This window comes from Pseudomonas sp. TE6283 (genome assembly GCF_054060555.1).
Genome location: NZ_JBSSDH010000037.1, coordinates 1 through 18,250 on the forward strand (window position 1 = coordinate 1; position 18,250 = coordinate 18,250).

Genomic DNA, 18,250 nt, shown 5'->3' on the forward strand with positions numbered 1-18,250 from the left:
AGGTGACGGCCATGGATGGCCGTCAAGCGCTGCGCCCCAGGATGGGGCGTTCAGCGCGGTCCTCCCGGGAGCAAGAACGGAGCGAGGGAACCCCGAAGCGAAGCGTAGGGGCCGTATGAACGGAGCCGAACGGTTTTGCCTACTTTTCCCACGAGAAAAGTAGGCCGCCGTAAGGGCGGAAGGGTGATAATGCGTCGACATCGCCAATGAATGCGCATAAAAAAATCAAAACCCACACTCTTGAACCCGAACCCGAACCCGAACCCGAACCCGAACCCGAACCCGAACCTACCTCCCACCCCACAATCCAAGTAAAGTGCCGCTCCCCCGCCGTACCCCGCAGAAAGGAACCGATCCCATGACCACCCCCGCCCTAGACATCGCCGTAGTCGGCGCCACCGGCACCGTCGGTGAATCCCTCGTCCAGATCCTCGAGGAAGTGGCCTTCCCGGTCTCCACCCTGCACCTGCTGGCCAGCATGGAATCCGCCGGCAGCAGCGTCATGTTCGCCGGCAAGAAGCTGAAAGTCCGCGAAGTGGACAGCTTCGACTTCAGCCAGGCGCAACTGGTGTTCTTCGCCGCCAGCCCCGCCGTGAGCCGCAGCTTCGCGCCCAAGGCCATCGCCGCCGGTTGCGCGGTGATCGACCTGTCCGGCGCCCTGGACGGCGCCACCGTGCTGGTTCCGGAAGCCAATGGCGAGCGCATCGCCGAACTCGCTCGGCCCGCACTGATCACCAGCCCGAGCGCCGGCGCGGTTGCCTTGGCCGTGGCGCTGGCGCCGCTCAAGGGACTGCTCGATATCGAGCGCGTGCAGGTCAATGCCTGCCTCGCGGTTTCGGAGCAGGGCAGGGAGGCCGTCAGCGAGCTCGCCCGGCAGACCGCCGAGCTGCTCAACGCGCGCCCGCTGGAGCCGCGCTTCTTCGATCGCCAGGTCGCCTTCAACCTGCTGCCCCAGGTAGGCACCCCCGATGAACAGGGCCACACGGCCGTGGAGCGCCGCCTGGTGGGCGAGCTGCGCCAGGTGCTCGACCTGCCACAGCTGAAGATTTCCGTGACCTGCATTCAAGTCCCGGTGTTTTTCGGCGATAGCTTCAGTGTCGCCGTGCAAAGCCGTAATCCGGTCGATCTGGCGGCCGTCAGCGCCGCGCTGGAAGCCGCCGACGGTATCGAACTGGTCGAAGCGGGCGATTATCCGACACCAGTGGGGGACGCAGTGGGCCAGGACGTGGTCTATGTTGGTCGTGTACGCCATGGTGTCGATGAAGACCAGCAGCTGAATCTGTGGCTGACCACCGACAATGTGCGCAAGGGCGCGGCGCTGAATGCCGTGCAGGCGGCACAATTGTTGATAAAACACATGGCGTAAAAGATACTGCGAGCAATTTTGTCCTGAACCGCGCAAAGGTTTTCGGGACGCTTCATACAAGGGAAGAGTTCATGCTTCGAATTCGCAAACTGGTTCTGGCCATCGCTGCAGCCTCGGCGCTGTCGTCCGGCGTGGCGAACGCTCTGGGGTTGGGCGAGCTGACCCTCAAGTCGGCGCAGAACCAGCCGCTGGATGCCGAGATCGAACTGCTCGATGTGCGTGACCTCACCGCGGCGCAGATGGCGCCCAGCCTGGCGTCGCCGGAAGAGTTCGCCAAGGCCGGGGTGGCCTTCCCGCCGTACCTCGAAGACCTCGCGTTCACGCCGGTGATCAACCCCAACGGCAAGAGCGTGCTGCGGGTCACCTCCAGCAAGGCGTTGCCGGAGCCGGTGGTCAAGTTCCTGGTCCAGGTCATGTGGCCCCAGGGCCGTCTGCTGCGCGACTACAGCGTGTTGCTCGACCAGGCCCAGGCCCAGGGTAGCCAGCCGACCCAGGCCAATATCAACCCGGCGGTCAGCGCGGGCAGCTACACCACCAAGCGCCGCGACACCCTCTGGCAGATCGCCGCGCGCAACAGCAACGGCGGCTCGATCCAGCAGACCATGCTGGCGATCCAGGCGCTGAACCCGGATGCCTTCATCGGCAACAACATCAACCAGCTCAAGATCGGCCAGGTCCTGCGCCTGCCCGATCAGCAGCAGGTGCAGAGCATTCCCCAGGCCCAGGCCAACCGTGAGGTGGCCGAGCAGTACGCCGCCTGGCGCGAAGGCCGTCGCCTCGGCCCGCGTGCACGGCAGCTGGACGCCACCCGCCGTGGCGAGGCCGGCGCCGCGCCGGCACGCATCGCCCAGGGCGACAACCTGCGCCTGGTGGCGCCGGGCGGCAAGGGCGCAGCCGGTGAGGCCAAGGCACTGGGCGATAAGTTGGCCGTGGCCCAGGAAAGCCTCGACACCAGCCGTCGCGACAACGAAGAGCTCAAGAGCCGCATGGTCGACTTGCAGAGCCAGCTGGACAAGCTGCAGCGTCTGATCGAGCTGAAGAACGACCAACTGGCGCGCCTGGAGGCCCAGGGCGCCGCGGCACCGCAGCCGCCGGCCGGCGCGCTGCCGGGCGAGCCGGCGCCACCGGCGGTGAACGCCCAGCTGACTCCGGCCGAGCCGGTGGTCGCTCCGGCGCCCGCCGCCGCCGACACCGCGCCGCAGGATGTGGCCGCCGAAGCACCGGCCAGCGAAGAGCCCGGCATGCTCGACCAGTTGTTGGGCAATCCGCTGCTGCTGGGCCTGATCGCCGGTTCCGCGTTCCTGGTCCTGCTGTTGTTGCTGCTGCTCCTGGCGCGCAAGCGCAAGGCCCAGCAGGAAGCCGAAAAGCACCTGCGCATGGCGCGCGCCCTGGCCGAAGACAGCGAGCGTGGCCCTGACCTGGAGCTGCCGCCCAGCAGCTTCGAAGGTCTCGACGTGTCGGCGCCGACCGTGACCCTGTCGCCAGCGGTGGTGGCGGCCTCGGCTGCTGCGGCCGTTGCCGCGGAAAAGCCTGCGGCCCCCGTCGAAGCCGCTGCGCCGGCGGTCGATCCGCGTGCAGCGCTGCTGGCCGAGGTGGACGACAGCCTGGCCCGTGGCCGTCTGAATCATGCCGCCGACCTGCTTGAAGCGGCGGTGGCCTCCGAACCGCAGCGCAGCGACCTGCGCCTGAAGCTGATGGAAGTCTATGCCCGTCAGGGCGACCAGGATGCTTTCGCCGGTCAGGAACGCAAGTTGGCGGTCAATGACGCGAACCAGGCCGAGGTCGCCGCGCTCAAGGAGCGCTTCCCAGCCATGCTGGGTGTCGCGGCGGTGGCGGCAGGCGCCGCCGGTGCAGCTGCCCTGGCCGCCGAGCTGGACGAGCAGTATGTCCAGGACCTGCTGCAGGACAAGGCGCTGGAGCTGGGCGAAAGCGCGCCGGAACTCGTCGTGGAGCCGGTCGTGGCGGCCGAGCCTGAGCCTGTGGTCGACGAGACCGACCTGGACAGCGCCTTCGACCTGAGCCTGGGTGATGACCTGCCGGTAGATGATCACCTGGACCTGGCCGGTCTCGAGGACCTGGCTGCCGAGGCGCCCGAGGTTCAGGCCGAGCCTGTGCCTGCCATCGCCGAAACCGATGCCGACGACGACTTCGAGGCATTGCTCGCTCAGGCCCAGGCGACGCCGCAGAATGTCGACGACCTGGCCGAGTTCGACCTGGATGTCGCCGAAGAACCGGTGGCCCCGACCAGCAGCGAGGAAGCCCCGGTGGACGTGGCGGCCGAACTGGCGGCCTTCGAGGCCATTCCGGAGTTCGACCCGATCTCCGAGCTGGAACTGCCCGAGGACTTCGACCTGTCGCTGTCGCTGGACGATGACTCGCCGGCGGCCAAGAACTTCGCCTCGGAACTGGACGACGTCAACGCCGAGCTCGACAAGCTGTCGCAGAACCTCGATGTCCCGGCAGCGGCGCCAGAGCCGCGGTTCACCGCCGAGGACGCGGCGCTGGAGCCCGAGCCGCTGGACGACCTGGACTTCGATTTCTTCTCCGGCGCTGACGAGGTGGCCACCAAGCTCGACCTGGCTCGCGCCTACATCGACATGGGTGACCATCAGGGCGCCCGTGACATCCTCGACGAAGTGGTCAAGGACGGCGACGACAGTCAGCGCCAGGAAGCCAACGAGATGCTCTCGCGCCTGGTCTGAGGCGACGTAGCACAGCGCGGGGCAAGCCCACTCCCACAGCACACGTGGGAGCGGGCTTGCCCCGCGATCATTTCGGCCCCCGCGCGGTTTGCCGGTATACTCCTGTCTTTCGTTTCAGCATCAGGTTTGCCGCTCTTGGACATCATCGACACCGCCGCCGCCGAGTCGGCCGCCGAAGGCTACACCCGCATCGCCCTGGGCGTGGAATACAAAGGCTCGCGCTACCGCGGCTGGCAACGCCAGGCCAGTGGCGTGCCCAGTGTCCAGCAGGCCCTGGAGCAGGCGCTGTCGACGGTGGCCAACGAGCCGATCTCGGTGATCTGCGCCGGGCGTACCGATGCCGGCGTCCATGGCTGCGGGCAGATCGTGCATTTCGACACCCGCGCCGTGCGCGACGAGCGCGCCTGGACCCTGGGCACCAATTTCAACCTGCCCCACGACATCAGCGTGGTCTGGTCGGCGCCCATGCCCGCGCACTTCCATGCCCGCTTCAAGGCCACCGCGCGGCGCTATCGCTACGTCATCTACAACGATCCGATCCGCCCGGCGCACCTGGCCGAGGAAGTGACCTGGAACCACCGCCCGCTGGACGTCGAGCGCATGGCCGAGGCCGCGCAGTATCTGCTGGGTACCCATGATTTCAGCGCCTTCCGCGCCAGCCAGTGCCAGGCCAAGTCGCCGATCAAGCATATCCACCACCTGCGCGTGACCCGCCATGGGCGGATGATCGTGCTGGACGTGCGCGCCACCGCGTTCCTGCACCACATGGTGCGCAACATCGCCGGCGTGCTGATGACCATCGGCGCCGGCGAGCGTCCGGTGGAGTGGGCCCGCGAGGTGCTGGAAGGGCGCAACCGCCGTGACGGCGGGGTGACCGCGCACCCATACGGCCTCTACCTGGTGCAGGTGGAGTATCCGGAAGAATACGCGTTGCCGCAGCGTTACATCGGCCCACACTTTCTTACCGGCTACGAGGCGCTGGCGGACTGACGGGGCACGGGGCATTTGCTACCATCGACGCTTTCCCGATCACCCAAGGTTCGCCGTCCATGAGCAACGTTCGCAGCAAGATCTGCGGGATTACCCGTATCGAGGACGCCCTGGCCGCGGTCGAGGCCGGCGCCGACGCCCTCGGTTTCGTCTTCTATGCGAAAAGCCCGCGGGCGGTGGACGTGCGCCAGGCGCGGGCGATCATCGACGCGCTACCGCCGTTCGTGACCACCGTGGGGTTGTTCGTCAACGCCTCGCGCTGTGAGCTCAACGAGATCCTCGAAGTGGTTTCCCTGGACCTGCTACAGTTCCACGGCGATGAAACCCCGGCCGATTGCGAGGGCTACCACCGCCCCTGGATCAAGGCCCTGCGGGTGCGCCCGGGGGATGACCTGGAGGCCGCCTGCCAGCACTACGCCGGCGCCCGCGGCATCCTGCTGGATGCCTATGTGCCGGGCGTGCCGGGAGGAACCGGTGAGGCCTTCGACTGGTCACTGATTCCGCAGCGCCTGAGCAAGCCGATCATCCTTGCCGGTGGCCTGTCGGCCGACAACGTCGCCGAGGCCATTCGCCAGGTGCGCCCGTACGCGGTGGATGTCAGTGGCGGCGTGGAGCAGGCCAAGGGCATAAAGGATGCGGCAAAGATCGACGCCTTCATGCAGGCGGTGAAGCAGGCGTGAACGCGGATGTGACGGCTGGCCGCGCGCCATCGTCCATAGCTTTCGCAGCCCGGTGCTGCCAGGCCGCGCCAGAGCGCGGGGCATGCCGGGGAAGAATTGGAGGTGGGGCGGTTGTAGCCGGTCCATCGTCGCTTTACAGAAGAATTTGAGCTCAAGGGCAGGGCGGGGCCGCGCAGGTCTCCCCGGCCAATACTGGAGAAAGCAAGCATGAGCAACTGGTTGGTAGACAAACTGATCCCATCGATCATGCGTTCCGAGGTGAAGAAGAGCTCGGTGCCGGAAGGGCTGTGGCACAAGTGCCCGTCCTGCGAAGCCGTGCTGTATCGCCCGGAGCTGGAAAAGACCCTCGACGTCTGCCCTAAGTGCAACCACCACATGCGTATCGGCGCCCGCGCGCGCATCGATATCTTCCTCGATCCAGAAGGCCGTGCCGAGCTGGGCGCCGACCTGGAACCGGTCGACCGCCTGAAGTTCCGTGACGGCAAGAAGTACAAGGACCGCCTGACCGCCGCGCAGAAGCAGACCGGCGAGAAGGACGCGCTGATCTCCATGAGCGGCACCCTGATGGGCATGCCGATCGTGGTCAGTGCCTTCGAGTTCTCCTTCATGGGCGGCTCCATGGGTGCCATCGTCGGTGAGCGTTTCGTGCGCGCCGCCAACTACGCCCTGGAAAACCGCTGCCCGATGGTCTGCTTCTCCGCTTCCGGCGGCGCGCGCATGCAGGAAGCGCTGATTTCGCTGATGCAGATGGCCAAGACCTCCGCCGTGCTGGCGCGCCTGCGCGAAGAAGGCATTCCGTTCATCTCGGTACTGACCGACCCGGTCTACGGCGGCGTTTCGGCCAGCCTGGCGATGCTCGGCGACGTGATCGTCGGCGAACCGAAGGCGCTGATCGGCTTCGCCGGCCCGCGCGTGATCGAGCAGACCGTGCGCGAGAAACTGCCCGAAGGCTTCCAGCGCAGCGAGTTCCTGCTGGAGCACGGCGCCATCGACCTGATTATCTCCCGTGACGAGCTGCGTCCGCGCCTGGCTCGCCTGCTGGCGCAGATGACCGGCCAGCCGACTCCGGAAGCGGCCAAAGAGGTCGCCGCGGTCGCGTGATGAACCAGCGCAGCCTGGGCGACTGGCTCGCCTACCTCGAACAATTGCACCCCTCGGCCATCGACATGGGCCTGGAGCGCTCGCAACAGGTGCTGGCGCGCCTGGGGCTGGGCAAGCTGGCGCCGCGGGTGGTGACGGTGACCGGCACCAATGGCAAGGGCTCGACCTGCGCCTTCGTGGCCGCGTTGCTGCGCGCCCAGGGGCTCAAGGTCGGGGTGTACAGTTCGCCGCACCTGCTGCGTTACAACGAACGGGTGCTGATCGAAGGCCGCGAGGCCAGCGATGAGCGCCTGTGTGAGGCGTTCGCTGCGGTGGAAGCGGCACGCGGCGAAATCTCGCTGACCTATTTCGAAATGGGCACCTTGGCGGCGTTCTGGTTGTTCAAGCAGTCCGCGCTGGACGCGGTGGTGCTCGAGGTCGGCCTGGGTGGTCGGCTGGACGCGGTCAACCTGGTGGATGCCGACGTATCGCTGGTCACCAGTATCGGTGTCGACCATGTCGACTACCTGGGCGATAGCCGCGAGTCGGTGGCCTACGAGAAAGCGGGGATCTTCCGTCAGGGCAAGCCTGCGCTGTGCGGTGACCTGGATCCACCACAGCCTTTGCTGGACAAGGTACGCGAGTTGGGTTGCCCGTTCTTCCTGCGCGGACGTGATTTTGACCTGGATAGCAGTGCCGAACACTGGCATTGGCGTGGTCGCCAGCTCGACGGTTCGCCTGTGGAGTTGCGCGACCTGCCGTTGCTAGACCTGCCCATGGAGAATGCCGCCCTGGCCTTGCAGGCTTTCCTGCTGATGGGCCTGCCGTGGGATGCTGGCACGGTTGGCCAGGCCTTGCTGGATACGCGTATCACCGGTCGTCTCGACCGGCGCGAGCTGCTGCTGCGTGGCAAGCGCGTGGAGCTGCTGCTGGATGTCGGTCACAACCCGCACGCTGCCGAGTACCTGGCCCGCCGCCTGGCGGCGCGCCCGGTGAAGGGGCGGCGCCTGGCGGTGTTCGGCCTGTTGGCCGACAAGGACCTGGCCGGTGTGCTCGCGCCGCTGCGCGACCAGGTCGCCGATTGGGCGGTGGCGCCGCTGGACACGCCGCGCAGTCGCCCTGCCGCAGAGCTGGCGGATGCCTTGACGAACCTCGGTGCGACGGTGAAGTCTTACGCCAGTGTCGCGGCTGCCCTCGAAGGGCAGTGCGCCCAGGCGACGGCGGATGACCAGATCCTGCTGTTCGGTTCGTTTTTCTGCGTCGGCGAGGCCCTGGCCTGGCTCGAGCGGCAGGTCCCCGAGGATGGAGTAGATGGCAGTGCTGGATAAAGGGATGAAGCAGCGCATGGTCGGTGCGCTGGTGCTGGTGGCGCTGGCGGTGATCTTCCTGCCGATGTTGTTCACTCGCGAGGACGAGCTGCGCCAGGTACGTGTCGAGGCGCCGGAGGCACCGGCCATGCCCAGCCTGCCCCAGGTTCAGGTGGAGCCAGTCCAGGTGCCAGAACCTCAGGCGTTGCCGGAGCAGAACGAGCAGCCGCCGGTGGTGGTCGACGAGTCCACGGCGCCGGTGACGGCGCCGAGCCAGCCCATCGCGCCGGTAGTGACCGTGGCGCCGCCCGCGCAGCCCAAGCCACAGACGCCGGTGCCGACGCCGCCGGTGGCCAAGGTGGAGGCGCGTCCGGCGCCTGCGCCCGCCGCTCCTGCCGCCAAACCAGCCGCGCCGTCGAAGATCGATGCCAACGGCCTGCCGGTGAGCTGGTCGATCCAGTTGGCCAGCCTGTCCAACCGGGCTGGTGCCGAGAACCTGCAGAAGACCCTGCGCAGCCAGGGCTACAACGCCTATATCCGTTCGGCGGACGGCATGAACCGGGTGTTCGTCGGGCCGCTGATCGAGCGTGCCGAGGCCGAGCGCCTGCGTGATGTGATCAATCGCCAGCAGAACCTCAAAGGCATCGTGGTGCGCTTCCAGCCGGAGCGTGGCTGAGTCCGAACGCTGAAGTCGTGCGCGGTCCCTGTAGGACCGCGTAGGATTTTGCAGCGTAGGATTGCCCCGCGACGGCTTTTCTAGCGCGCAAAGCTGTCCCCAGAGTCAGCCCGCAGCCCTTCAAACGCCTGACATTCCGCTTACTCCAAGCCCCTGGCTCTGGTAAAATGCGCCGCCTCAAACGTCGGCAGGCAACACCGTGGCATTTACCTGGGTTGATTGGGCGATCATTGCGATCGTCGTCATTTCATCACTGATCAGTCTCAAGCGCGGCTTCGTCAAGGAAGCCTTGTCCCTGCTCATCTGGATTGTCGCCGGTGCGGTGGCCTGGATGTTCGGCGGCTCGCTTGCGCAGTATCTTGAAAGCTATATCCAGATGCCTTCTGCACGGGTCATTGCCGGCTGTGCGATTCTTTTCGTCGCCACGCTGCTGGTCGGGGCGATGCTCAATTTCCTCATCGGCGAACTGATCCGCGTGACCGGGTTGTCCGGCACCGATCGCTTCCTTGGCATGGCCTTCGGCGCCGCGCGCGGGGGCCTGCTGGTGGTGGTGGCGGTCGGGCTGCTGAGCCTGGGGCCGGTGCAACAGGATCCGTGGTGGCAGGAATCACGCCTGATACCACAATTTCTATTGGTAGCCGACTGGTCGAAGAACCTCATTCTCGGGTTCAGTGGCCAGTGGATGTCCAGTGGGGTCAGCGCACCCGTTGACCTTCCGTTCAAGGAGCAGTTGCTCGGGCCGACCAAGCCCTGAGCGCTCTTCACTCAAGTTTCATCAAAGTAGGGGTTGCGTCGCATGTGTGGCATCGTCGGTATCGTCGGTAAGTCGAACGTCAATCAGGCGCTGTATGACGCGCTTACGGTCCTCCAGCACCGCGGCCAGGACGCTGCCGGTATCGTGACCAGCCATGACGGCCGGTTGTTCCTGCGCAAGGATAACGGCCTGGTGCGCGACGTCTTCCAGCAGCGCCACATGCAGCGCCTGGTCGGCAGTATCGGCATCGGTCACGTGCGTTACCCGACCGCCGGCAGCTCCACCTCGGCCGAGGCCCAGCCGTTCTACGTCAACTCGCCGTACGGCATCACCCTGGCGCACAACGGCAACCTGACCAACGTCGAGCAGTTGGCCAAGGAGATCTACGAGTCCGACCTGCGTCACGTCAACACCAACTCCGACTCCGAAGTGCTGCTGAACGTGTTTGCCCATGAACTGGCGGTGCGCGGCAAGCTGCAGCCGACCGAGGAAGACGTGTTCGCCGCGGTTTCTCATGTGCACAGCCGCTGCGTCGGTGGTTACGCGGTGGTGGCGATGATCACCGGTTATGGCATCGTCGGTTTCCGCGACCCCAACGGCATCCGCCCGGTGGTGTTTGGCCAGCGTCACACCGACGAAGGCGTCGAGTACATGATCGCCTCGGAAAGCGTGGCCCTGGACGTGCTCGGTTTCACCCTGATCCGCGACCTGGCGCCGGGCGAGGCGGTGTACATCACCGAAGGTGGCCAGCTGTTCACCAAGCAGTGCGCCGAGAGCCCGAAACTGCAGCCGTGCATCTTCGAGCATGTCTACCTGGCCCGTCCGGATTCGATCATGGACGGCGTCTCGGTGTACAAGGCGCGCCTGCGCATGGGCGAGAAGCTGGCAGAGAAGATCCAGCGCGAGCGTCCGGACCACGACATCGACGTGGTCATCCCGATCCCCGACACCAGCCGCACCGCGGCGCTGGAGCTGGCCAACCACCTGGGCGTCAAGTTCCGCGAAGGCTTCGTCAAGAACCGCTACATCGGCCGGACCTTCATCATGCCCGGCCAGGCCGCGCGCAAGAAATCGGTACGCCAGAAGCTCAACGCCATCGAGCTGGAGTTCCGCGGCAAGAACGTGATGCTGGTGGACGACTCGATCGTGCGCGGCACCACCTGCAAGCAGATCATCCAGATGGCCCGCGAAGCCGGCGCCAAGAACGTCTACTTCTGCTCCGCGGCCCCCGCGGTGCGCTACCCCAACGTCTACGGCATCGACATGCCGAGCGCTCACGAACTGATCGCCCACAACCGTACCACCGAGCAGGTGGCCGAGTTGATCGGCGCCGACTGGCTGATCTACCAGGACCTCCCGGACCTGATCGAATCGGTTGGTGGCGGCAAGATCAAGATCGAGCATTTCGATTGCGCGGTGTTCAACGGTGAGTATGTCACCGGCGATATCGACGAAGCCTACCTCGATCGCATCGAGCAGGCCCGTAATGACCTGGCCAAGGTGAAGAACCAGGCGGTCAGCGCGATCATCGACCTGTACAACAACTGATTTGGGAGCGACGGCATGACCGATCAATGGGATGCCGGTCGACTGGACAGTGACCTCGAGGGTGTCGGCTTCGACACCCTGGCGGTGCGCGCCGGTCAGAACCGTACACCGGAGGCCGAGCACAGCGAAGCGCTGTTCCTGACCTCCAGCTATGTCTTCCGCACGGCCGCCGACGCCGCTGCGCGCTTTGCCGGCGAAACACCGGGCAACGTCTATTCGCGATACACCAACCCGACCGTGCGCGCCTTCGAGGAGCGCCTGGCGGCGATGGAAGGCGCCGAGCAGGCCGTGGCCACCTCCACCGGCATGGCGGCGATCCTCGCCGTGGTCATGTCGCTGTGCAGCGCTGGCGACCATGTGCTGGTGTCGCAGAGCGTGTTCGGCTCGACCATCAGCCTGTTCGAGAAGTACTTCAAGCGCTTCGGCGTGCAAGTGGACTACGTGCCGCTGGTCGACCTGAACGGCTGGGAAAAGGCCATCAAGGCCAACACCAAGCTGCTGGTCGTCGAGTCGCCGTCCAACCCGCTGGCCGAGCTGGTGGACATCACCGCCCTGGCCGAGATCGCCCATGCCCGTGGCGCCATGCTGGTGGTGGACAACTGCTTCAGCACTCCGGCCTTGCAGCAACCGCTCAAGCTCGGCGCCGACATCGTGTTCCATTCGGCGACCAAGTTCATCGACGGCCAGGGCCGTTGCATGGGCGGCGTGGTGGCCGGGCGCAGCGAGCAGATGAAGGAAGTGGTGGGCTTCCTGCGCACCGCCGGCCCGACCCTCAGCCCGTTCAACGCCTGGGTCTTCACCAAGGGCCTGGAGACCCTCAAGCTGCGCATGCGCGCCCACTGCGAGAGCGCCCAGGCGCTGGCTGAGTGGCTCGAGCAGCAGGACGGCATCGAGAAGGTTCACTATGCCGGCCTGCCGAGCCATCCGCAGCATGAACTGGCCAAGCGCCAGATGAGCGGCTTCGGCGCGGTGGTCAGCTTCGAGGTCAAGGGTGGCAAGGAAGGCGCCTGGCGCTTCATCGACGCCACCCGGGTGATCTCCATCACCACCAACCTTGGCGACAGCAAGACCACTATCGCCCACCCGGCCACCACCTCCCACGGACGTCTGACGCCGCAGGAGCGCGAGGCGGCGGGTATCCGTGACAGCCTGGTGCGCGTGGCGGTCGGCCTGGAAGACGTGGCCGACCTGCAAGCCGATCTGGCCCGCGGCCTGGCGGCGCTGTGATCGACTGGAAGGGTGGCGAACCCGGCCATAACGGCCGGGTAGCCCTGGTGACCGGTGCCGCCCGCGGCATCGGCCTGGGCATCGCCGCCTGGTTGATCTGCGAGGGGTGGCAGGTGGTGCTCAGCGATCTGGATCGCCCGCGCGGCACCAAGGTTGCCAAGGCCCTGGGCGACAACGCCTGGTTCATCACCATGGACGTGGCCGACGAGGCCCAGGTCAGTGCCGGGGTGTCCGAGGTGCTCGGGCAGTTCGGTCGGCTGGATGCACTGGTGTGCAACGCGGCGATCGCCAATCCGCACAACCAGACCCTGGAAAGCCTGTCCCTGGCTCAATGGAACCGGGTGCTGGCAGTCAACCTCAATGGCCCGATGCTGCTGGCCAAGCATTGCGCACCTTACCTGCGCGCCCATGGCGGTGCGATCGTCAACCTGACCTCCACCCGCGCCCGGCAGTCCGAGCCGGACACCGAGGCCTATGCCGCCAGCAAGGGCGGCCTGGTCGCCTTGACCCACGCCCTGGCCATGAGCCTGGGGCCGGAGATCCGCGTCAATGCGGTGAGCCCGGGCTGGATCGATGCCCGTGACCCTTCGCAGCGACGCGCCGAGCCCTTGACCGAGGCCGACCATGCCCAGCATCCGACGGGCAGGGTAGGGACGGTCGAGGACGTGGCGGCGCTGGTGGCGTGGCTGCTGTCGCGCCAGGCGGGGTTCGTTACCGGCCAGGAGTTCGTGGTTGATGGTGGGATGACCCGCAAGATGATCTACACCTGAGCTGTAACCTGTTGAGATGTAAGAGAAAGGGGCGATAGCCCCTTTTTTTGTCGGTTGTGCCGGCCTTGTCACGGGGCAAGCCCGCTCCCACGCTGTGAGCATCTGGTTGCAGGAGCGGGCCTGCCCCGCGATGAGGTCGGCAAGAGCAACCGGCTTTTTTGCCCTTTTTGAAAAAAACTTCAATGGGGGTATTGACTTAGCATCGGTACCTGCGTAAATTTCGCGGCCTCAGCGAAGCAAACGCAGCAAGCAACATCGCGGGGGTGATTAGCTCAGCCGGGAGAGCATCTGCCTTACAAGCAGAGGGTCGGCGGTTCGATCCCGTCATCACCCACCACTTCCTGAGGCGTTCCTGGTTCAGTGGTTTCGAAAGAAACACGCTGACAGAGAGGAACAGGATGCAAGTCCAACTATGCGCGGCGGTAGTTCAGTCGGTTAGAATACCGGCCTGTCACGCCGGGGGTCGCGGGTTCGAGTCCCGTCCGCCGCGCCATTTTTCTCCAGATGGGTGCTTGCACCGGTCTGAGGCCGCAAGGCCAGATCCCAGTTTCAATCAGGCGCAAGCCTGAACGATACGCAGCGGTAGTTCAGTCGGTTAGAATACCGGCCTGTCACGCCGGGGGTCGCGGGTTCGAGTCCCGTCCGCTGCGCCATCTTCTGCCAAGAGCCCCATGAACGCTCAAGGCAAAACAGAAAAGGCGATATCAAAGTCGCTTTTTTTGTGCCTGGCTTTCGCGCCACAGCGCTTGAAAGCTCAGATCCCAGTTTCAATCGGGCGCAAGCCCGAACGATACGCAGCGGTAGTTCAGTCGGTTAGAATACCGGCCTGTCACGCCGGGGGTCGCGGGTTCGAGTCCCGTCCGCTGCGCCATCTTCGCCTCGAGGTCCCTAGAACACTTCGAAGCAACGAGAAAGCGACCTTCGGGTCGCTTTTTTCGTTTCAGCGTCTTGCACAGTCATGGGCAAGGATTTACACCAAGCTGACAGAGTCTTCACTGATCAATGGTTTCAGCCACTGATCGATGTGTTGCACAATACGCCCCATTCGTTTCTTCCCGGAATTGGCAATGTCTAGATCAACCGTCTATGGCGCGCTCGGGCTGGCCCTCGTGCTGGCGGGTATGTCCGGCTGTTCCTCGAAAAAGGCCGCCGTCTACGAGCACGAGAACTTCGATGACTCGGGCACCTTCTCCCGCAGTTTCGCCACCAGCGAGGCGGGCTCCTGCGAGGCGGCGCGGCGCGCGCTGCTCAGCCAGGGCTACATCATCACCAGCAGCGACGCCAATCAGGTCGCCGGCAACAAGAGCTTCCAGCAGAACGCCGAGAACCACCTGCAGATCAGCTTCAACATCACCTGCGTGCCGGACATGAGCGACAAGCAGCGCTCGACCATGTTCGCCAACGCCCTGCAGGACCGCTACACCCTGAAGAAATCCAATACTTCCGCCAGCCTTGGCGTGGGTGTGCTGGGTTCGGTGTCGATGCCGATCGGCTCCACCGACGATTCCATGGTCAAGGTCGCCAGCGAGACGGTTACCGCCGCGCAGTTCTACGACCGCTACTTCGCCCTGGTGGAAAGCTACCTGCCGAAGCCGAAGAAGCCGGAGAAGACCGAACCTGCCGCCGAGCCGAAGGTGGAAAAACCGGCCGCCGACCTGGGCTTGCCGGAGCCCGCGCCCGCCGCCCTGGCACCTGCGCCGCAGTCTGCCGCGCCGGTCGCCGAGAGCGTGGCAGAGACCCCGGTACCGACTCCGGTTGCCGCCGCCGCTGCGCCCGCGCCTGTCGCCGCTCCAGCGGCTCCCGTACCGGCCAGCGAAGCCCCTGCGGCCCCGGTTGTGGACGACAGCAAGGGCTCGCAGCCCATCGCGCCGCCCGTCGAGCCAACTCCGATCCAGGTGCAGCAGGAAGCGCCGGCCGCAGAGCAGGTCCCCGCGCCACTCTGACGCGTCGATAACTTCCCGGGTGCCTGCTACGTTTATCGTTCATAGGGTTGTAATCATTCAGTCATTTTGCTGGCTTAGGTTGGCGCAATGACTGAAGAACGATGAATGAAGGGGCGTAAAGATGGACGATTACCAGGAAGAACTGCTCGAATTCCAGGCCTATGAACTGGACCTGCCGGAGCCGGCGGACGACGCCACCGAACTCTAACCCACCTGCCGCTGATGGCGGCGAAACTCCCCGGGCGTCAGCCCCGTCCAGCGCTTGAATGCGCGCTGGAAGGCCTCGGCCGAGGCGAACCCCAACAGATAGGCGATCTCGCCGAAGGCCAGCTCCGTGTCGCGGATATAGGTCTCGGCCAGGTCGCGCCGCGTGTCGTTGAGCAGGTTGCGAAAGCGCGTGCCTTCCTCGGCCAGTTTGCGGCGCAAGGTCCAGGTCGGCAGCTGCAGGTGCCGCGCCACTTCTTCCAGATCCGGCTCGCGCCCACCGTTCAACAGCGGTCCCAGCAGGTGGGTGATGCGCTCGCCCAGGCTGCGCACGCGGGTGCGCTGGGCCAGTTCCGCCTCGCACAGCTGCAGCAGGTGCTGCCAGGTGCTGGGGCAGTGTTGCGGGTTGGGCAGGGCCAGGGTGGCCTGGCTCAGGCGCAGCTGGTTGGCCGTGCCGCCGAAATGCACCGGGCCTGCGCACAGGCTTTGGTACTGCGCGGCGTAGGCGGGGGCATCGAACTCGATTTCCAGGCGCTCGGCCTGTACCGGCCTGGCCGCCAGGGCGCCAAGCTGGGCCAGCCAGCCAGCGAGCAGCGAGTCGACCACGAAGCGGTTGTAGTCGTTGTAGGGGCTGATGGAGTAGAACCGCAGCCAGGCGCCCTGGGCGTCTTCGTGAAAGCTCGACTGGCCCCGGTAGTTGGCGGCATACAGCGGCTCGAAGCGCAGCAGGGTGCGGGCCGCTGCGCCGAGTGTAGGGGCCTGTGCAGCGGTCACCCCCGCAAGCCCTGCCTGTGCCAGCTGACTCAGGCGCCCGATGCGCAGGCCCAGAGCTGGATCGTCGCTCATCGCTATGGCGGCGTGGCCTAGATGCATGTAACGCGGAATCGACAATCGCGCGCCTGGTTCGGCGAGGCGCTCGCTATCGAGTCCGTAGCGCAACAGCAGGGGCTGAGCGTTGTGGCCGAGTTCTTCCAGGGCTTGTGCCAGGGGCTGGACGAAGCCTACTGACAGTTCACCCAGGCGTACGCGGGGGCGAGGCACGCTGTTACAACCACAGGTTCAGCAGGCGCGCGCCATGGCTGGCACTACTCGCCCAGAGTGTGCCGGCCTGGTTGGCGAAACCTTCGCCGCCACCACTGAGCTCCCAGAACTGACCGCGCATGAATACGCTCATGCTGCTGGTGCCGTTGCTGGCAGCCTGGGTCAGCTGCTGCCAGGCAGTCTGTTCGCTGACCTGGCCGCGCTGCAGAGGTAATTGTGCTGTCGCAGGCTGGTGGCGGTTGCCGCGCCAGGGCGCTTGCCACCGATGCTGGCCACTGAGGAAGACAGGATTGGCGATCAATTGTACTGACTGCACGGCCAGTTGCTGGTGGTTGGCAGGGTACCAACTGTCGCTGCCAACCAGAACGCCCAGTCGGCCGGCGGGGGTCTGCACAACCTGAAGGGGGTACTGATGTCCCTCGTGGATGTAGCGCCGGGTTTCACTGTCGGGGTACTGCTGGTGTTGCGGCTGCCCCAGCACGGCGCCATCGCCGCCGAAGACCACGCTGCTGTTGAACAGCGGGCCGTTGCCAGTGCGCAACTGGCCGTTCTCGATGTAGGGGGCGGGCAGAACGATGGAGCCGGCAACCAGGGTGACGCCGAACTCCCGCGCCAGGCCACCGAACAGCTGTTGATAATCGCTGGCCATCTGCGTGGCTTTCATGCGTAGGTGCGCATCGCCGCGGCGATCATCGCCACTGGCCGAAAGCAGCGCCAGGGTGTAGCGCAGTGGATTGCTCAGCTCAAGCCACTGCCAGGCCTCACGGCGGTGGGTAGCCTGGTACAGCTCGTTTTTTTCACCTCGGGCCCAGAGCCAGGTACCGATGTGCTCGGGCAACACCACCACGGTCTTGGCATTGACCAAGCCCTTGTCGCGGGCCTGCTCGAGGTAGGCCGAGAGCTTGCGATGCAAGCGCGTCAGGTTCTGATAGTCGCCTGGGTAAAGCAGTGGCTCGACGCCCAGCAAATTGCCATGCGGGCCGGGCACGCCCTGATTGAGCACAAGTTCGATGCGCAGGTCGGACAGGTAGTGACCTTCCGCCCTTTGCAAGGTCCAGAAGCCGTAGCCGCAAAGGGTGGCAATGAGGACCAGCGTACAGGCACTGGCTAGCAGTTTTCGCATGGCTTCATTCGTTTGGCGTGAAAGGGGTAAGAAGTCGTTAAGGGGACGTTTTACCACATTGAAGCTGCTTGCGTCTTGAGGCGGGGGGTAGTGGGGGTTGTAAATCCCTGGCACGCCAGAACGTGAGGCTGTTTATCGTCTGTAACTTCTTGCAGATTGGGCTTCGATTCGCTGTGGAGGTGATCAGGAGGGGTATGAATAGTCATGCATGTGGATTGACAGTATCATGCCAAATGAGTGTTGGGCATATTCCTAGGCCATTAACAAGTGCGCAATTAAGTTATTGCGTATCGCGGAATCCAACTAATTGAGTTGTGATGGCTTGTGAGGAGCATCTGATATGGTGATATTTTTCCTTTCTGAGTATGAATGGCGCATGGATAGAACATCCCGGGACGCTGTTCAGTTTCTGTCTGTTGTCGAGATGCCTGTAGACTTCTAAGTGCTTGATTTTCGATCGGTAGCAGTAGTAGCGATATGATGTCAGTGATGTAAATATTGTTTTTTTTCCTTTGATGGCTATGCATCGAATTCTTTTGTGCTATAAAACGACCATCTTCGTTGCCCCGGAATGGCGCACTGAGCAGACAAGGAAAGTTTGCGATGAGAACATCCCCACGGATGACCGATTGCTGGCGTATTGGATGTTGGCAAAAGGCTGGTTTACAAAGCGTCACCCGATTGGGTGACGGAAAATACAGCGCGTTGGCCAACGTGGCCTGGCGAAAAGCATGTAATCAATCTGTGAATCGCCCCTGGTTTCGTAGACACCTCCAAGCCTCATAATGAGGCCCAAATAGGAGGTGCCATGAGTCGTCAGCGTTACCCTGAAGAATTCA

14 protein-coding genes and 4 tRNA genes are annotated in these 18,250 nt (G+C 64.7%); 16 read left to right on the forward strand and 2 right to left on the reverse strand.

Annotated elements, in window-relative coordinates:
- Nucleotides 1-358: 358 nt before the first annotated feature.
- The 16 genes from ACVWZ5_RS25130 to ACVWZ5_RS25205 all read left to right on the forward strand — a co-directional run bounded on the left by ACVWZ5_RS25130 (nucleotide 359) and on the right by ACVWZ5_RS25205 (nucleotide 15,043).
- Nucleotides 359-1,366 carry an aspartate-semialdehyde dehydrogenase gene (locus tag ACVWZ5_RS25130; RefSeq protein ID WP_301144003.1) on the forward strand — a complete coding sequence of 336 codons (1,008 nt, stop codon included), beginning with the start codon at nucleotides 359-361 and terminating at the stop codon, nucleotides 1,364-1,366.
- A 71-nt stretch (nucleotides 1,367-1,437) separates the two neighbouring features.
- Nucleotides 1,438-4,068 carry a FimV/HubP family polar landmark protein gene (locus tag ACVWZ5_RS25135; protein ID WP_336196490.1) on the forward strand — a complete coding sequence of 877 codons (2,631 nt, stop codon included), beginning with the start codon at nucleotides 1,438-1,440 and terminating at the stop codon, nucleotides 4,066-4,068.
- 135 nt (nucleotides 4,069-4,203) lie between these two features.
- On the forward strand, nucleotides 4,204-5,058 hold the full coding sequence (truA, locus tag ACVWZ5_RS25140; RefSeq protein WP_023632367.1) for a tRNA pseudouridine(38-40) synthase TruA: 855 nt from the start codon (nucleotides 4,204-4,206) through the stop codon (nucleotides 5,056-5,058).
- A gap of 59 nt (nucleotides 5,059-5,117) precedes the next feature.
- Nucleotides 5,118-5,738, forward strand: coding sequence for a phosphoribosylanthranilate isomerase (locus ACVWZ5_RS25145; RefSeq protein WP_062573330.1), 621 nt, complete (start codon nucleotides 5,118-5,120; stop codon nucleotides 5,736-5,738).
- 207 nt (nucleotides 5,739-5,945) lie between these two features.
- A complete protein-coding gene (accD, locus tag ACVWZ5_RS25150) occupies nucleotides 5,946-6,839 on the forward strand; it encodes an acetyl-CoA carboxylase, carboxyltransferase subunit beta (protein ID WP_028690439.1) in 894 nt (297 codons plus the stop codon).
- Entirely contained in the window at nucleotides 6,839-8,146 is a 1,308-nt protein-coding gene (gene folC, locus ACVWZ5_RS25155; RefSeq protein ID WP_062573331.1) for a bifunctional tetrahydrofolate synthase/dihydrofolate synthase, read from the forward strand. Before accD ends, folC begins: the two co-directional genes overlap by 1 nt.
- Nucleotides 8,130-8,801, forward strand: coding sequence for an SPOR domain-containing protein (locus tag ACVWZ5_RS25160; RefSeq protein WP_062573332.1), 672 nt, complete (start codon nucleotides 8,130-8,132; stop codon nucleotides 8,799-8,801). Before folC ends, ACVWZ5_RS25160 begins: the two co-directional genes overlap by 17 nt.
- 199 nt (nucleotides 8,802-9,000) lie before the next feature.
- Nucleotides 9,001-9,555 carry a CvpA family protein gene (locus tag ACVWZ5_RS25165; RefSeq protein WP_050704773.1) on the forward strand — a complete coding sequence of 185 codons (555 nt, stop codon included), beginning with the start codon at nucleotides 9,001-9,003 and terminating at the stop codon, nucleotides 9,553-9,555.
- Nucleotides 9,556-9,597: 42 nt separating this feature from the next.
- Complete coding sequence (purF, locus tag ACVWZ5_RS25170) at nucleotides 9,598-11,103, forward strand: amidophosphoribosyltransferase (protein ID WP_028690443.1); 1,506 nt, start codon at nucleotides 9,598-9,600, stop codon at nucleotides 11,101-11,103.
- Nucleotides 11,104-11,118: 15 nt separating this feature from the next.
- Nucleotides 11,119-12,330, forward strand: a complete 1,212-nt coding sequence (locus tag ACVWZ5_RS25175; RefSeq protein ID WP_028690444.1) for an O-succinylhomoserine sulfhydrylase — start codon at nucleotides 11,119-11,121, stop codon at nucleotides 12,328-12,330.
- Nucleotides 12,327-13,100 carry an SDR family oxidoreductase gene (locus ACVWZ5_RS25180; protein ID WP_050704775.1) on the forward strand — a complete coding sequence of 258 codons (774 nt, stop codon included), beginning with the start codon at nucleotides 12,327-12,329 and terminating at the stop codon, nucleotides 13,098-13,100. Before ACVWZ5_RS25175 ends, ACVWZ5_RS25180 begins: the two co-directional genes overlap by 4 nt.
- A 261-nt stretch (nucleotides 13,101-13,361) precedes the next feature.
- Nucleotides 13,362-13,437, forward strand: a tRNA-Val gene (locus ACVWZ5_RS25185).
- 79 nt (nucleotides 13,438-13,516) lie between these two features.
- A tRNA-Asp gene (locus ACVWZ5_RS25190) sits at nucleotides 13,517-13,593 on the forward strand.
- A gap of 83 nt (nucleotides 13,594-13,676) precedes the next feature.
- Nucleotides 13,677-13,753 (forward strand) — tRNA-Asp (locus tag ACVWZ5_RS25195).
- 141 nt (nucleotides 13,754-13,894) lie between these two features.
- A tRNA-Asp gene (locus tag ACVWZ5_RS25200) sits at nucleotides 13,895-13,971 on the forward strand.
- A gap of 196 nt (nucleotides 13,972-14,167) precedes the next feature.
- Nucleotides 14,168-15,043 carry a DUF2242 domain-containing protein gene (locus ACVWZ5_RS25205; RefSeq protein WP_062573334.1) on the forward strand — a complete coding sequence of 292 codons (876 nt, stop codon included), beginning with the start codon at nucleotides 14,168-14,170 and terminating at the stop codon, nucleotides 15,041-15,043.
- A 204-nt stretch (nucleotides 15,044-15,247) separates the two neighbouring features.
- Here ACVWZ5_RS25205 and ACVWZ5_RS25210 read toward each other — a convergent pair whose 3' ends face one another.
- Both ACVWZ5_RS25210 and ACVWZ5_RS25215 read right to left on the reverse strand, forming a co-directional pair.
- Nucleotides 15,248-16,288, reverse strand: a complete 1,041-nt coding sequence (locus ACVWZ5_RS25210) for an AraC family transcriptional regulator (RefSeq protein WP_062573335.1) — start codon at nucleotides 16,286-16,288, stop codon at nucleotides 15,248-15,250.
- A gap of 4 nt (nucleotides 16,289-16,292) precedes the next feature.
- Nucleotides 16,293-17,411 (reverse strand): nitrilase-related carbon-nitrogen hydrolase, encoded by a 1,119-nt coding sequence (locus ACVWZ5_RS25215; RefSeq protein WP_062573336.1) that lies wholly within the window; start codon nucleotides 17,409-17,411, stop codon nucleotides 16,293-16,295.
- Nucleotides 17,412-18,250 lie beyond the last annotated feature (839 nt).